Annotated in this window: 15 protein-coding genes; 9 read left to right on the forward strand and 6 right to left on the reverse strand. The window is 64.4% G+C overall.

What is annotated here, in order from left to right:
* The first annotated feature begins 31 nt into the window (after positions 1 to 31).
* Genes Q0C64_RS00155 through Q0C64_RS00170 form a run of 4 tightly spaced genes read left to right on the forward strand, consistent with a single transcriptional unit; the run spans position 32 to position 2,922 of the window.
* Positions 32 to 586: a TetR family transcriptional regulator gene (locus Q0C64_RS00155; RefSeq protein ID WP_294119952.1), complete on the forward strand. Its 555-nt coding sequence runs from the start codon at positions 32 to 34 to the stop codon at positions 584 to 586.
* Positions 587 to 598: 12 nt separating this feature from the next.
* On the forward strand, positions 599 to 937 hold the full coding sequence (locus Q0C64_RS00160; RefSeq protein WP_294119953.1) for a hypothetical protein: 339 nt from the start codon (positions 599 to 601) through the stop codon (positions 935 to 937).
* Between the two features lie 42 nt (positions 938 to 979).
* The gene (gene obgE, locus Q0C64_RS00165; protein WP_294119954.1) at positions 980 to 2,020 is read left to right on the forward strand and encodes a GTPase ObgE; all 1,041 of its coding nucleotides are present in this window, start codon (positions 980 to 982) and stop codon (positions 2,018 to 2,020) included.
* Entirely contained in the window at positions 2,005 to 2,922 is a 918-nt protein-coding gene (locus tag Q0C64_RS00170) for an NAD(P)-dependent oxidoreductase (protein ID WP_294119955.1), read from the forward strand. Before obgE ends, Q0C64_RS00170 begins: the two co-directional genes overlap by 16 nt.
* Here Q0C64_RS00170 and Q0C64_RS00175 read toward each other — a convergent pair.
* Both Q0C64_RS00175 and Q0C64_RS00180 read right to left on the reverse strand, forming a co-directional pair.
* Positions 2,919 to 3,473, reverse strand: a complete 555-nt coding sequence (locus Q0C64_RS00175; protein ID WP_294119956.1) for a Pycsar system effector family protein — start codon at positions 3,471 to 3,473, stop codon at positions 2,919 to 2,921. The two genes, Q0C64_RS00170 and Q0C64_RS00175, sit on opposite strands and share 4 nt — an antisense overlap.
* A gap of 105 nt (positions 3,474 to 3,578) precedes the next feature.
* Complete coding sequence (locus Q0C64_RS00180) at positions 3,579 to 4,427, reverse strand: hypothetical protein (RefSeq protein WP_294119957.1); 849 nt, start codon at positions 4,425 to 4,427, stop codon at positions 3,579 to 3,581.
* 264 nt (positions 4,428 to 4,691) lie between these two features.
* Between Q0C64_RS00180 and Q0C64_RS00185 the strand changes: the two genes are divergently transcribed.
* From Q0C64_RS00185 to Q0C64_RS00195, 3 genes are all read left to right on the forward strand, one after another.
* Positions 4,692 to 4,937 (forward strand): acyl carrier protein, encoded by a 246-nt coding sequence (locus tag Q0C64_RS00185; protein ID WP_294119958.1) that lies wholly within the window; start codon positions 4,692 to 4,694, stop codon positions 4,935 to 4,937.
* A gap of 1 nt (position 4,938) precedes the next feature.
* Entirely contained in the window at positions 4,939 to 6,141 is a 1,203-nt protein-coding gene (locus Q0C64_RS00190; RefSeq protein WP_294119959.1) for an aminotransferase class I/II-fold pyridoxal phosphate-dependent enzyme, read from the forward strand.
* A 61-nt stretch (positions 6,142 to 6,202) separates the two neighbouring features.
* Positions 6,203 to 8,206: an ATP-binding protein gene (locus Q0C64_RS00195; RefSeq protein ID WP_294119961.1), complete on the forward strand. Its 2,004-nt coding sequence runs from the start codon at positions 6,203 to 6,205 to the stop codon at positions 8,204 to 8,206.
* Here Q0C64_RS00195 and Q0C64_RS00200 read toward each other — a convergent pair.
* Genes Q0C64_RS00200 through Q0C64_RS00210 form a run of 3 tightly spaced genes read right to left on the reverse strand, consistent with a single transcriptional unit; the run spans position 8,163 to position 10,510 of the window.
* Positions 8,163 to 9,026, reverse strand: coding sequence for a hypothetical protein (locus Q0C64_RS00200; protein ID WP_294119963.1), 864 nt, complete (start codon positions 9,024 to 9,026; stop codon positions 8,163 to 8,165). The two genes, Q0C64_RS00195 and Q0C64_RS00200, sit on opposite strands and share 44 nt — an antisense overlap.
* Before the next feature lie 9 nt (positions 9,027 to 9,035).
* Positions 9,036 to 10,010, reverse strand: coding sequence for an acylglycerol kinase family protein (locus tag Q0C64_RS00205; RefSeq protein WP_294119965.1), 975 nt, complete (start codon positions 10,008 to 10,010; stop codon positions 9,036 to 9,038).
* The gene (locus Q0C64_RS00210) at positions 10,010 to 10,510 is read right to left on the reverse strand and encodes a DUF2141 domain-containing protein (protein WP_294119966.1); all 501 of its coding nucleotides are present in this window, start codon (positions 10,508 to 10,510) and stop codon (positions 10,010 to 10,012) included. Before Q0C64_RS00210 ends, Q0C64_RS00205 begins: the two co-directional genes overlap by 1 nt.
* A gap of 122 nt (positions 10,511 to 10,632) precedes the next feature.
* On the opposite strand from Q0C64_RS00210, the gene Q0C64_RS00215 reads away from it, so the two are divergent.
* Both Q0C64_RS00215 and lptG read left to right on the forward strand, forming a co-directional pair.
* A complete protein-coding gene (locus Q0C64_RS00215) occupies positions 10,633 to 11,883 on the forward strand; it encodes an LptF/LptG family permease (protein ID WP_294119967.1) in 1,251 nt (416 codons plus the stop codon).
* Positions 11,880 to 12,977 carry an LPS export ABC transporter permease LptG gene (gene lptG, locus Q0C64_RS00220; RefSeq protein ID WP_294119968.1) on the forward strand — a complete coding sequence of 366 codons (1,098 nt, stop codon included), beginning with the start codon at positions 11,880 to 11,882 and terminating at the stop codon, positions 12,975 to 12,977. The genes Q0C64_RS00215 and lptG overlap by 4 nt, the downstream gene beginning before the upstream one ends.
* A 40-nt stretch (positions 12,978 to 13,017) precedes the next feature.
* Here lptG and Q0C64_RS00225 read toward each other — a convergent pair whose 3' ends face one another.
* Positions 13,018 to 14,109: a fatty acid desaturase gene (locus tag Q0C64_RS00225; RefSeq protein WP_294119969.1), complete on the reverse strand. Its 1,092-nt coding sequence runs from the start codon at positions 14,107 to 14,109 to the stop codon at positions 13,018 to 13,020.
* Between the last annotated feature and the right edge of the window lie 6 nt (positions 14,110 to 14,115).

The following is a 14,115-nucleotide window of genomic DNA, read 5'->3' on the forward strand; positions in this document are numbered from 1 at the left end:
AATGTCAATAGCATTACAGACCCGTAAGAGATTGTCGCCCGAACAAAGCCGGGCGGCGGCGGTCGCGGCGGCCCGCCAGCTACTGCGCGACGAAGGCGTGGCGGCGGTGACCTTGAAGTCGGTCGCGGCCAAAGTCGGCCGGACCCACGCCAATCTGCTCCATCACTTCGGCAGCGTTGCCGGGCTGCACCGGGCCCTGGCCGAGGACATCGCCCACACAGTCTCGGCGTCGATCACCGATGCGATCGGCAAGCGGCGACGCGGTGAGGCCAGCGCCCGCGACGTGGTCGACGCCATGTTCGACGCGTTCGATGCCGAGCGGGTAGGTGAGCTAATCGGCTGGATTGCCCTCACCCGCCAGCGCGAAGCACTGGAGCCGGTGATCGAGACGATCCGCACCATCGTCGAGGATTTCCGCAGCGCCGGCGACCCGCGGCCGATGGACCGGGTGACGCTGGGACTGGTATTGATGGCGATCGGCGACAGCCTGGCCGGGGAAGAAGTCGCCGGCGCCAGCGGTCTTGGCCGCGAAGCCGTACGCGAGGATGCGGTCGGGCTGATCAAGGGGATCGCCGGCGAAGGTTAGGGGAGACGGGCGATGATCAGCGGGGCGCATGTGATGATTTTCACACGTGACGAGGACGCGGATCGCGCTTTCTTACGCGACGTGGTCGGCATTCCCTGCATCGACCCCGGCGGCGGCTGGCTGATCTACAAGCTGCCGCCAACCGAGATGGGCGTCCATGGCGGTGAGCAAAACGATGTCCACCAGCTCTATTTCATGTGCGACGATCTTGATGCGGAAATGGCCAGGCTGGCCGATTTGGGCGCGAAATGCTCGGAGCCGTTCAGGGCCAGCTGGGGCCGGGCGACCAGCATCCCGCTCCCCGGTGGAGGCAAGTTCGGACTCTACGAGCCACGACACGCTAGGCCCTGAGTCCGCTGCCATTTCGCCTTATTTGTCGTTAAGGGCGGCGCCATGCATTTTCTCGACCAGGCCAAGATCTTCATTCGCTCCGGCGCGGGCGGCCCCGGCGCGGTCAGCTTCCGGCGCGAGAAGTTCATCGAGTATGGCGGACCCGACGGCGGCGACGGCGGCAAGGGCGGCGACATCATCTTCGAAGCGGTGCCGGGCCTCAATACGCTGATCGACTTCCGCTACACCCAGCATTTCCGTGCGCCGCGGGGCAAGGGCGGCGCAGGCTCCAACATGACCGGTGCGGGCGGCAAGGACCTGGTAATCAAGGTGCCGGTCGGCACCCAGATTTTAGCCGACGACGAAGACCGCACGCTGCTGGCGGACCTGATCGAGGAGGGCCAGTGTCTCCATTTTCTGAAAGGCGGCGATGGCGGGCGGGGCAACGCCAGTTACAAGAGCTCAACCAACCGCGCCCCGCGCCAGCACGGCACGGGCTGGCCGAGCGAGGAAATGTATGTCTGGCTGCGGCTCAAGCTACTCGCCGATGTCGGACTGGTCGGGCTGCCCAACGCCGGCAAATCGACCTTCATCAACGCCGTCACCAACGCGCAGGCCAAGGTCGGGGCCTATGCCTTCACCACGCTGCGGCCGCAGCTGGGCGTGGTCAGCCACAAGGGCCGTGAGTTTGTCGCGGCCGACATTCCCGGCCTGATCGAGGGCGCCGCCGAAGGAGCCGGGATCGGTGACCGCTTCCTTGGTCATATCGAGCGCTGCCAGGTGATTTTGCACCTGGTCGACGCCAATGATGAGGATGTCGCCACTAGTTACCGCATCGTCCGCGACGAACTCGACGCCTATGGCGCCGGCCTCGCCGACAAGCCGGTGGTGGTGGCACTCAACAAGATCGACACGCTCGACGACGAGCTGATCGCCGCCCTCACCGCCGAGCTGGAAGCGGCCAGCGGAAAAAAAGTCTATCCGCTCAGCGCGGCCGGGAAAATCGGCCTTGAGCCGGTCCTGGACGCCTTGCTCGAGCGAATTTCGGCCGAGCATGTCGAGGACGATGGGCCCGGCGAAGAAATAGAATGGTCGCCGATTTGAAGCTGGCGATCACTGGCGGCACCGGCTTCGTCGGCGGCCGGTTGATCGAACTGGCGCTGGCGGCGGGCCATGAAGTCCGCGCGTTGACACGGCGGGATCAAGAATCGCGGTCCGGCATAACGTGGGTCAACGGCGCGCTCGACATCCAGCCCAGCCTCGGACGGCTGGCGGAGGGTGCCGACGCGCTGATCCATGTCGCCGGGGTGATCAATGCGCCCGACTCGGCCGGATTCGAGGCCGGCAATGTCACCGGCACCAGCGCGGTGTTGGCCGCGGCCGAGAAGGCCGGGGTCAAGCGCTTCGTCCACGTCTCCTCGCTGTCGGCGCGCGAACCCAGGCTATCCGCCTATGGCGCCAGCAAGGCAGGGTCCGAGGCATTGGTTGCCGCTGCAACGCTGTCCTATGCGATTGTCCGCCCGCCGGCCGTTTATGGCCCGGGCGACAAGGAGACATTCGAGCTTTACCGCATGGCCAGGCGCGGTTTCGTCATCCTGCCGCCCGAGGGCCGGCTTTCACTGATCCACGTCGACGATTTGGGCCGTCTGCTGCTGGCGCTGGCCGACCCCAACGCACCCAAGGGGCTGCTGGTCGAGCCCGACGACGGGCGGCATGGCGGCTGGAGCCATCGTGAGTTCGGCCAAGCGCTGGGCAAGGCCGTGGGCCGTAGTGTGGCGACGGTGTCGATGTCCCGGCCAATTCTCGACCTGGTCGCCAAGGTCGACGGCTGGATGCGCGGGTCCAGGGCCAAGCTGACGGCGGACCGCGTGGCCTATTTCTGTCACCCCGACTGGATGGTCGACCCCGGCCGCGGTGCGCCGGAGCATCTTTGGAAGCCGCAAGTCGAGACCGAGCAAGGGCTCGCCGACACCGCCAAATGGTATCGCGAGGCCGGCTGGCTCTAGCGGGTCAGCAGTTGATAGATGACGGCGCCGGCGGTCAGCACCATGCCGAGCAGGAATAGGGTGAAGCTCCAGTAGAGCCAGCTGTATTTGTCGTCCCGCAGGACCTTGCCATGGTCGTACAGATCGGCAGCCAGCCGACGGTAAGTCTCCTCCTCCGACGACAACACCCTGACCATTTCCGCGATGTAATCCTCACGACGCGCATTTGCATAGCTGCCGAAGAAGAGGACGTTGATCTTTTCTTGCGGGATCGGGACCTTGCTCGCGCGCATCCGATTTGGCCGGATGGTCAAAACTCCGAACACTGTCGCGATGAAGGAGAAAACCGTCAGGACCAGCAATGGCACGCTGGCCTTGCCATCGGCAATGTCACCGATCGACAAAGAGAAAACAACGAAACTGGCGCCCATCAAGATGGAAGCCTTGTTGTCGGCCATCTCGGACATCGCCAGATTGCCTTCGTACGCAGCAACAAGGAGGTTGTGGACCTCCTTCGGAAAGACCGGATCGTTCGGGCTTACAAGTTTCGGCTCGCCGCCGCCTTCACTCATTGCCTGTCCCCTTGCCTGGCTCATTGCCATGCAAGCTCGGAATGCCGCCGGAAGCAAGCCTTTAGAGAATGCCCGCCTTCGGATGAAGGCGGGCACGCTGGGAATCTATTTCTTGGTCGGGTCGCTGACCACCACATAACTAACCGACGAGCCCTGGTAGCGTTGCTGGTACCAGGTGCCGCCGCAGCTGTAATAGCTGTAGCCGCCATAGACGTAGGTCGAGCAGCTCGACGGCAGCGAGTAATAAGTCGAGCCGACCGCCACCGCGCTGGTTGTCGCGCCGACCGCGACGCCGGTCGCATAGGCAGCGCCGCTGCCATAGGGGTAACCCGTCCAACCGCCATTTTCGACATTCACATCGACATTGTTGCCGGCGACGACGTTGCCGGTATTGACGTTACCGCTGCCGACCGTGCCGGTGTTGACGTTGCCATTGTTGACCGCGCCGGTGTTGCCGTTGCCGCTACCAGCGACGCCGGTGTTGCCGTTGGCGGCGACGCCGGTGTTGCCCGACTTGTTCTGGACATTGGCGCGGTTGGCGCTGTTGCCATTGCCGTTGGCTGCGATGCCGGTGTTGCCGTTGGCTGCGATGCCGGTGTTGCCGTTGGCGGAGCGATTGCCCTGGCCGAGCTGGCCGGAGCCATTTGGACGCTGGCCAGTTCCGCTTGGCCGCTGGCCGGTTCCGCTGGGCCGCTGCAAGCTTCCCTGCGGGCGCTGGAAGCCGCCGCCGCCACGCAAGCCACCGAAGCTACCGCCGCCGCCGCGGGCCGCTCCGGCGCCGCCTCCGCCACCAAATCCGCCGCCACCGCCGGGCCGCGCGTCGACTTCCTGGGCCGCGAGGGCCAGCAGGCCGGCGACAGCGCCAAACAAGGCGAAGCGCCGCAGCAGCGCGCGGGCGGTCGATTGGTCGCCGCGCGCAGGCTCATTCAGTCCGATCGTCATGTCATTCCTCATCGTCAGGTTGAAACCGTTACGCAGATTGGCCGCGCAAGCGCGCAACGGGGCGCGAGCCCCTTCATTTGTCCGTATTTTCCGGCAACGCCGATGCAGCCCCGCCCAGCGCCGCGTCGGCATTACCCCGCCGAACCGCGAATCGTTGAACTGTACCGTCCGGTTTAGTTATAATTCCCAGAAGCGTCAAGCCCCTTGCCTCCCGGCTTCGCCCTCTTTGCGCCCGATTTCGTTGCGAAAGCCCGTGGCGCCAACTAGGACGCGAGCATGACCGACCGAGCCGAGACCGACGCCAGGGTGAAATCCCTGATCGAACCGTTCAACAAGAAAGGGATCGAGGTCACCGACGCGACCCGGTTCGCCCAGGACCTGGAGTGGGACAGCCTGACCGTGCTCGACTTCGTCGCCAACGTCGAAGACGAGTTCGACATCCTCATCACCATGAACCAGCAGGCCGAGATCGAGACCGTCGCCCAGCTGGTCGATGCCGTCGGCAAGCTGAAGGCCGCCTGAGTTGAGCGACCTGTTCAGCAAATTCGATCCGCTGATCGAGACCCGCGACCAACTGCTGTCGACCGGTATCACCGACCCGTTCGGGCTGGTGATGGAGGAAGTGGTGTCGCCGACCGTCGCCATCTGCAACGGCCGCAAGACCATCCTGCTCGGCACCTATAATTATATGGGCATGACCTTCGACCCCGACGTGATCGAGGCAGGCAAGAAGGCGCTCGACGAATTTGGCTCCGGCACGACCGGCAGCCGCGTCCTCAACGGCACCTATGTCGGCCACAGGGCGGTCGAGGAGGCGCTCAAGGACTTTTACGCCATGGACCATGCCATGGTGTTTTCGACCGGCTACCAGGCCAACCTCGGGATCATTTCGACGATGGCCGGCAAGGATGACTACATCATCCTCGATATCGACAGCCATGCGTCCATCTATGACGGCTGCGCGATGGGCAACGCCCAGATCGTTCCCTTCCGCCACAATGACATCGACGCGCTCGAAAAGCGGCTCGGCCGCCTGCCCGAGGGAGCGGGCAAGCTGGTCGTGCTGGAGGGCGTCTATTCGATGCTCGGCGATATCGCGCCGTTGAAGGAAATGGTCGCCGTGTCAAAGGCGGCCGGCGCGATGGTGCTGGTCGACGAGGCCCATTCGATGGGCTTCATCGGCGAGAACGGCCGTGGCGTCGCCGAGGCGCAGGGCGTGATCGACGATGTCGATTTCATCATCGGCACCTTCTCCAAGTCGGTCGGAACGGTCGGCGGCTTCTGCGTCTCCAACCATCCCAAGTTCGAGATATTGCGGCTCGTCTGCCGGCCCTATGTGTTCACCGCCTCGCTGCCGCCGAGCGTGGTCGCCACCGCCGCAACCTCGATCCGCAAGCTCATGCACGGCTCCAACAAGCGTGCGCATCTTTGGGAAAACAGCAAGAAGCTGCACGGCGGCCTGAAGCAGCTTGGCTTCACGCTGGGCACCGACCAACCGCAGTCGGCGATCATCGCCGTGATCATGCCTGACCTGGAACGCGGCGCGGCGATGTGGGAAGCGCTGCTCCACGAAGGGCTGTACGTGAACCTCGCTCGGCCGCCCGCCACGCCGGCCGGGATGACCCTGCTCAGGTGCTCGCTCTGCGCCGAGCATTCGAGCGAGCAGGTCGACGAAATTCTCGGCATGTTCGAAGCGGCGGGGCGAAAGACCGGCGTGATCGGTTGAGCCGGGGAACCACTCCCTATTGGGGGTTTCGCGCGGTGAATCCGGCGGTTACACTGACACCATGACGCCAGCGGAAGAACCCAGGTTCGACTGGCGCCGCGGGGGCGCCGCGGCGGTAGCGTTGCTCGCCACGCTGGTATTGCTGGGCATGGTCGTGCTGGTGGCGATGACCAACAGCGCCCGCGACCAGGCGCTGCAGGCCGAGCGCCACGCTTATGACGTTGCCCTGCTGACCCGCACCGCCGATGCCAGCATTGCTCGCGCCGAAGCAGCGGTCGGCCGCTTCGCGCTGGACCGGGACCCGGACAAGAGTGGTAACCGCTACCTTGCCCAATGGCGCCTCGCCCAGCAGCAGATCACGCAGCTCGAGCGATCGGTTTCGAGCGATCCCGAGCAGCGGCGCCGGGTCGACGACCTGCGCCAATTGTTCAACGAGCGAGGCCAGCAGTTCAGCGACGTCGCCCGCTACAGCGGGGCCAAGCAAAAGGATTACGGGCTTCGCTATTATTATGCCATTTCACTCCCCCAGCCGGGCGAGAAAGACGACACCGGCACCAAGCTAAGGGCGAAGCTGGGCGAAATCGCCAATGCCGAGCGAGCGGGCCTTTCGAAGCGGATCGAAGTGTCGCAACTCTTCTCGGCCGAGGCCGACCGGCTGACCGACTATCTCAGCTGGCTGGGCGTGATCGTCGGCCTGTTCGCGATCTTCATGGGCTATATCGCGGTCCAGGCGCTGCGGCAGAATGTCGCGGTCCGCAAGGAAGCCGAGTCCGAATTCGAGCGCGCCCAGGTGCTGGAGCTGGCGGTTCGCGAACGCACCCAGGAGCTGTGGGAAGCCAACCAGGCGCTGAAGGCCGAGGCAATCGAGCGCCAGGCGGCCGAGGCGCAGCTGCGCCAGGTGCAGAAAATGGAAGCGGTTGGCCAGCTGACCGGCGGCATCGCCCACGACTTTAACAACATGCTGGCGGTCGTGGTGGGTGGAATCGACCTCGCCCGGCGCCGGCTCGACGGCCCGCGGCGCGAGGTGATGGCCCACCTCACCAACGCCATGGAAGGCGCAACGCGCGCGGCGGCGCTGACGCGTCGGCTGCTGTCCTTTGCCCGCTCCGAACCGCTGCTGCCCGAGAGGCTCGACACGGCCGTGCTGCTGGGCGGGATGAGCGAGCTGCTCGACCGGACGCTCGGCGAACGGATCAAGGTCTCGACCAAGCTGGCCGAGGAAGCCTGGCCGGTGTTCGTCGACCCGCACCAGCTTGAAAATGCGATCCTCAACCTGGCGGTCAATGCGCGGGACGCGATGGACGGGACGGGCAAGCTTGTGATCCGCACCCGCAACAAGTCGATGCAGGCCAATGCGGTCGGCGATATCCGCGCCGGAGAATATCTGGTGATTGAAGTCACCGACACCGGCTGCGGCATGACTACCGAGGTCAAGGAGCGGGCATTCGAGCCGTTCTTCACCACCAAGTCGGTTGGCAAGGGAACGGGGTTGGGCCTCAGCCAGATTTTCGGCTTCGCCCACCAGTCGGGCGGCGAGGTCGGCATCGAGAGCCAGGTCGGCAAGGGCACGACGGTTTCGATTTACCTGCCGCGGACCGACGCCCAGCCCAACAACGTTCGCGCCCACCCGGCAACGCAGGTTAAGGCGGAGGATGACATGACCGTGCCGGGAGCGCGCATCCTGCTGGTCGAGGACGATCCGCGGGTTAGGACGGCCACCATCGGGGCGCTGGAAGATCTTGGTTATGAGCCGATCGCCTGCTCGAGCGGCGCCGAAGCATTGGCGCTGTTCGACAGCATGGAATTCGACCTGGTGATTTCCGACGTGATCATGCCGGAAATGACCGGGCCGGAGATGGTTCGCGAACTAAAGACCCGCCGGGGCGATATCGCCATTTTGTTCGTCACCGGCTATGTCGGCGAAGGCGAAAGCGACGATCTGGTCGGTCACGACCTGTTGAGGAAGCCGTTTACGGTCAGCACGCTGGCCAGCGCGGTTACGGGTGCGCTTTCCCGCCGCTCTAGCGTATCGCGCCCGATCGGAGGAGCCGCGGCAGCAGGCTGATCGCGGCCAGCAGCGGATGCCGCTTCTGCCACGGCTTCAATTCAATGCTGGTTCCAGCGTGGCGGTTGATCTTCCAGGCAATATATTCCGCTCCGCCGGCATAGGTGGCACTGGCCTTGGCCAGCCGCAGGACGGACAGCAACTTCCCTTCGAAACGCCGGCGGAGCCACCCGCCACCCGGGATCGCGGGGTCGATTGAGGCCACAACCGCCGGTGAGAAACGCTCATATCGTTCGAGGTCGGCATCGACCACCGAGCCGGACCGGCCCTTGCGCTCGGCGCGGAGTTCGGCGGAGTAGGTCAACGAGAAAGCCCGGCGCCACCAATGGAGCACGGACTCACCGTCAATCTTGCCCGCAGCGGCCAATAGTGTCGGAGCGGCCCGCGACACCGCCGCAATTGCCGCCGCGCGCGCTGCCTCATCCGAGCTCCACACCAGCCGCGAGGGCTGGGCAAAGCGCGCCCAAACCGAGACATTTCGCGTTTCCGGACCGTTGAGGCGGTAGAAGTCGCGCTCGCTGAGCACCGCATATTTGGCTGCCAATCCGCCTTGCTGGAACGGGAAGACATTGGGCGGGATCAGCGCATTGGCCCTAGCCAGCGATGGCTTATCATAGGCCGAAGGATAGTCGGACACGATCAGGTAGAAATCGAGCATTAGCCCGTCGAGCTGCTTTTCGCGGAGGCAACTGCCGTAAAACAGGACCGCCCGGCTGGCCGCCCCGTGCCGTGCAGCAATGGCTTCAGCCATGGCCTTTGCGCGGGGATCGACCGGCTGGTCGAGCTCGGCCTCGACGAGGTCGCGAAGTACTTGAGTCATCGCGTCGCCTCAGGCGGCGATGCGGACAAACGACAGCGGCTGGGCCGGCCGCAGCAGGATCGGCTTGCCAACCCCGGCGCGGAAGGTCTCGCCATCGAGGATGACCCGGCTGGATTCGCCTTCGATCGCAATCTCGTCGGCTTCCTCGACATGGACGCCGTCCAGCTTGGTCCGCCCCAGCCGGCCGACCATGCTGGCAAAAAAGGCGCGTAGCAGCGACACCGGCTTCTGTTCGACGGCGACGAATTTCAGCGGCCCTCGGCTATGGGCGCTGAAGTCGCCGGAAAGCAGCAACTTCTCGAGGGTTGTGACGAACAGGAAAGAAAAGCGGGCCGTAATAGCGCCTTCGCGGCGTACGCTAATACTGAGCGGCATCGGTTCTGGCGGGAGGAAGCTCGCGCGGAGCCGGAAAACCTGGGCCAGCACGACCGCGACAGCGGTTATGAAATGGCTGATGCTGTTGGGCAGGCCGAGCGGATAGACCCGTTCCCGGCAGTAAAGCATGATGTCTGCCAGCCCGGCCCCGCCCATGAACATGCCGATCACCGGCTTGATCCCGGTCTCGCCACCCGACAATGAAATCAGTTCGCGCGCCACCAGGTGAGGCGACATGTCGGCGCGGGCGATGGCCAGCAATTTCTCAAGCGCATCAACCGGATCGCCCTGCACCCCGAGGTCGAGCGCAATCAAATTGGTCTTGCCGCTCGGCAGTACCGCCACCGGCGGCGCGGCGGTGCCAAAATGGCCGCCATTATGCAGCTCGGTCAGTACCGCCTGGACGGTGCCGTCGCCGCCGTTGATCGCCAGCACCGCCGGATCGATCCGCGCGATGGTTCGCATCGCCTCGCCGATCTGGCTGGCCTGCTCCACCTCATAATGGAAAATGTCGGGATGTTCGGCACAGAAGGCACGGATACGCGGCAGCTGGGCAAGATTGCCCGTCGATTTGGGATTGCTGATCAAGGCGATCCGCAGCCGCGCCATCAACTGCCCACGCGTCCAACACTGAGGCCCCTCATATAAACAAGCGTAACCCCGACCCGTGATGGGCCGTTTCCGACCGTGAATGCGGCCTTGGCGTAGGGCGGTTTCGGATTGAACAGGCTAACCTTGGGATCCCGTGAATAGCCGCCGCCATCCTGACGGTCGCGCTCCCCGTTGACGTTGAGGTCGTGATGGACCGACAGCGCATAGCGTCCCGGGGCCGGCACCGGCACGCAAATGTCCATCGACCGGGCAGTGACCGGAACCTTGACCTTGCTGATCCGGCCTCCCTTGGCCAACCAGAGGTTGGCGTCGGAGCCATATAGCGTCACCTTGACCTTGCCAGCGGGCTGCTTGAACCCGGCAACATGGACGACCACCGACGGCTTTCCGGCCGCGCAGCCGGTCGATGCCGCCACCGGCTGGGCCGCGGCATGCGAGGTCGCCGCCGCCGCCAGGGCTGCGCCACCGATCGCCAGAGGGACCGCCGATTTGGACATGATTTTCCCAGCCGCTCCGCTATAGGCACAAACGGCGCCGCTGCTCTGCCCATTCCCCCCAATTCGGAATCGGCATGTCTCGACGCCCCGGTTTCCATGTCGGCCCGCTTTGCGGCCAAATCATGGTGCCGCGTGGACGAAAACATGCTCTGAAGGGCCCAAGATTGCAGTTGGTCGATCGCTACCTTGCGCGCAGCATCGCCGTCCCGCTGATCGGGACGCTGGTGCTGGCGGCAATGCTGCTGGTGCTCGACAAGATGCTGAGGCTGTTCGACTTCGTCATCAATGCCGGCGGGCCGGTCAGCGTCGTGTGGCGGATGCTGGCCAATTTGCTGCCCGAATATTTCTCGCTGGGCATCCCGATCGGACTGCTGCTCGGGATCATCCTGGCGTTCCGCAAGCTGGCCTTGTCGTCGGAGCTCGACGCAATGCGCGGGATCGGCATCAGCTACGGCCGGCTGCTGCGTATTCCCTACATGTTCGCGGTCGGCCTGTTGCTGGTCAACATCGCCATCGTCGGCTGGGTCGATCCCTATGCCCGCTACCGCTACGAGGGCCTGCGGTTCGAGCTCAAATCCGGTGCGCTGGGCGCGTCAATCAAGGTCGGCGAGTTCAACCAGTTCGGCAAGCGCATGACGTTGAGGATCGACCGCAGCGAGAAGAATGGCACTCGCCTGCACGGCATTTTCACCGCGCTTGACGACAAGTCGGGAACCCGCATCGCCGCAACGGCGGCCGAGGGCCAATTCCTGTCTACCGATGATCCGGACACCATCATCTTCCGGCTGAAACGGGGCCGCTTGATCCAGGAAGGAGTCAATTTCGCCACTCCCCGGACCTTGTCGTTCAACAGCTATGATTTGCCGATCAACATGCCCGCAACCGACTCTTTCCGCGGCCGCGGCGACGAGGAAAAGGAGCTGGTCCTGCCCGAGGTTTATGCCCGGGCCTATGGCGGTGCGGCGCCGGACCACAAGGCCAATTTGGCCGCGCGCGCCAACCTTCATTTCCGGCTGGTCGAAATCGCGATGATGCTGATGCTGCCGCTGCTCGGCGTTGCCCTGGCCGTCCCGCCCAAGCGCAGCAACAGCTCGCTCGGCATCTTCGTCGGGATCGTCCTGGTGGTCACCTACCACAAGATCAACCAATATGCCGAAGGAGCCGGCGCCCAGGGCCGGCTGCAGCCCGAGCTGGCGCTGTGGCTGCCGTTCGTGGCGCTGGTCGCGCTGATTGCCTGGATGTACCATGTCATCGCCCACCGCCCGGGGGGCCAACCGATCGGCGCGCTCGAAGCGGCCTTCTCCAAGCTCGGCAAGGCGGTGCGCAAGGTCACGCCGCAGCGGCAGTTCAAACGGATTGAGGCGGCGGCATGATCAATCTCGATTTCATGCCCTCGCGCCAGCTGGCGCTCTACGCCGCGAGGCTGTTCCTGACCCGCAGCCTGGCGGTACTGATCATGCTGGTGCTGGTGCTGATGACGCTCGACCTGCTGGGCGAATCCGGCAAGATTTTGAAGGTCCCGGGCAACAGCGAAGCGGAGCTATGGCGCTATGTTTCGCTGCGCATTCCCCAACTAGTCTCCAAATTCCTGCCATTCTCGGTGTTGCTGGGCGCGCTGATTGCCTTTGCCGGGCTCAACCAGCACAGCGAAGTGGTATCGATGAAGGCCGCGGGCCTGTCGGCCCACCAGATCCTGGCGCCGATGATTGCCGCCAGCTTTGGCGTGGCTTTGCTCCTGTTCGCGTTCAACGAGCTGGTGGTGGTGAAGTCGGCCCGCACGCTCGATGCCTGGAGCGACGCTGATTACAAGCCGATCCCGCCATCGAGCGGCATCCTGTCCAACGTCTGGATCCGCGACGGCAATGACATGGTCCGCGCCCTCATCGTCACCGGGCAGGGCGAACGCACGCGGCTCCAGGACGTCACTATCTACGATCGCGAGAGCGACGGGCTGGCCAGGGTCATGAATGCCGACAGCGGCGAACGTGTGGCCGGTGCCTGGAAGCTCGACAATGTCCGCACTTACGACGCGCGAATGAACATCGTCATGAAGCAGCCGAGCGTGATTGTGCTCAAAGATGTTGAACCAGCCCGCTTCACCCTTGCTCAAATCGATCCGGAGGAGCGCGATTTCGTCGCCCTGAGGCAGGAAATCCAAGCACTGGAGGCAGCCGGAAGGCCGACCGAAGAGGCCCGGACCGGCTGGTGGCACAAGATCAGCGGACCCTTGTCGACAGTGCTGATGCCCCTCCTGGCGGCGACCGCCGCGTTCGGGCTGGCCCGTTCGGGCCGCGTCCTGCTCCGCGCGACGATCGGCATGGCGCTCGGCTTTGCCTATTTCGTCGCCGACAATTTCAGCGTGGCGCTGGGCAATTATGGCGCCTACCCGCCGTTCCTCGCCGCCTGGGCGCCATTCCTGCTGTTCCTGCTAATCGGCGAGTTCGTCCTGATCAGGCAGGAAGAATAGTAGCCTGCAGCCAGTGCGGGGCACTGGCGAAGCCGACTATCTAGCGGCCCTTCCAGCTCGACACGGCGAGCCGGGCCACCAATGGCGACAGTCCGCGATAATTGGCGTCGAAATAGACCGAGTTCGGCGCAAGCGAGGATTTGAGACGCCGGTGCGCTTCGCCCAGCGCATGGTAAGGGACGCCGGGGAGCAGGTGATGCAGCGCATGGTAGCGCAGGCCGACCGGTGCCCACAGCGCCGGCAACACGCCCGGCGGCGGAACATTGACGCTGTCGAGATATTGCTCGGTGACGCTCATCGGCTCGCCGTCATTTTCCCACAGGTGCGCGACTAGCGTCCGGATCTGGTTGAGGAACATCACGCCAGCGGAAATAGCGAGGAAGATCAAGAAGGCGCGGAGCGGAATATTGCCCGTTGCGACCAATGCCAGGAGCGTGATCGCCCAAAGGCTCGCCGCTGTTTCCTGAATCATCCAGCGCGTCCGGAATTCACCAGTCGGCGCGGGCCGGCGAAAGCGCGGGTTGATTTGTAGACCGGAATATTTGGCAACCACCGCCTCGCGCAGCTTCGGCGACAGCAGCGACAGCGGCGCCAGGATGCCGAAGCGGATCAACATGCCGACCGGCGCCAGCGCGGCGGCAATCAGGAACACCGGCAATGTCCACGGATGCATCAGCGCCAGCGGCAAATACTCCGGGTCCTCGGCGGTGCCATAATAAGTCTTGGCATGATGCTGGTTGTGGACCCCTTCATACATGAAGGACGGCACCAGCAGCGGCACCCCAACCAGAGCGTTCCACGCCCAGTAAAAGCCCGGAACCGCATTGGGCTTCACATGGGTAATCTCGTGAATGAAGCTGCCAGCCCGATAAAGCGCCAGGATCGCGACAAGACCCGCTACCACGCCAATAAGCGTGGACGGCGCGGCAATCGTCGCAGCCAGCGCGCCATATCCCAACAGGGCCGAACCAAGCATGTCGGCCCAGTATATTGCCGGCCTGGCGACATTGAGGTCGCGGGTCAGGCTGGCCGCGGCCTTGAGCATGGCCTTGTCGTCGCCGTGCGGGGCACGCGCGGCCTCGCCGGCGGCAGCCGGGCCCGTTTCACGGTCAAGGGCGACGGATTCGTTCATGGGAGG

This window comes from Sphingomonas sp. (assembly GCF_023266535.1).
Taxonomy (GTDB): domain Bacteria; phylum Pseudomonadota; class Alphaproteobacteria; order Sphingomonadales; family Sphingomonadaceae; genus Sphingomicrobium.

Coding starts and splice junctions, on each gene's coding strand:
- Q0C64_RS00160 (WP_294119953.1), top strand. CDS start 599: ATGATCAGCGGGGCGCATGTGATGATTTTCACACGTGACGAGGACGCG.
- obgE (WP_294119954.1), top strand. CDS start 980: ATGCATTTTCTCGACCAGGCCAAGATCTTCATTCGCTCCGGCGCGGGC.
- Q0C64_RS00170 (WP_294119955.1), top strand. CDS start 2,005: ATGGTCGCCGATTTGAAGCTGGCGATCACTGGCGGCACCGGCTTCGTC.
- Q0C64_RS00175 (WP_294119956.1), bottom strand. CDS start 3,473: ATGAGTGAAGGCGGCGGCGAGCCGAAACTTGTAAGCCCGAACGATCCG.
- Q0C64_RS00180 (WP_294119957.1), bottom strand. CDS start 4,427: ATGAGGAATGACATGACGATCGGACTGAATGAGCCTGCGCGCGGCGAC.
- Q0C64_RS00185 (WP_294119958.1), top strand. CDS start 4,692: ATGACCGACCGAGCCGAGACCGACGCCAGGGTGAAATCCCTGATCGAA.
- Q0C64_RS00195 (WP_294119961.1), top strand. CDS start 6,203: ATGACGCCAGCGGAAGAACCCAGGTTCGACTGGCGCCGCGGGGGCGCC.
- Q0C64_RS00200 (WP_294119963.1), bottom strand. CDS start 9,026: ATGACTCAAGTACTTCGCGACCTCGTCGAGGCCGAGCTCGACCAGCCG.
- Q0C64_RS00205 (WP_294119965.1), bottom strand. CDS start 10,010: ATGGCGCGGCTGCGGATCGCCTTGATCAGCAATCCCAAATCGACGGGC.
- Q0C64_RS00210 (WP_294119966.1), bottom strand. CDS start 10,510: ATGTCCAAATCGGCGGTCCCTCTGGCGATCGGTGGCGCAGCCCTGGCG.
- Q0C64_RS00215 (WP_294119967.1), top strand. CDS start 10,633: ATGGTGCCGCGTGGACGAAAACATGCTCTGAAGGGCCCAAGATTGCAG.
- lptG (WP_294119968.1), top strand. CDS start 11,880: ATGATCAATCTCGATTTCATGCCCTCGCGCCAGCTGGCGCTCTACGCC.
- Q0C64_RS00225 (WP_294119969.1), bottom strand. CDS start 14,109: ATGAACGAATCCGTCGCCCTTGACCGTGAAACGGGCCCGGCTGCCGCC.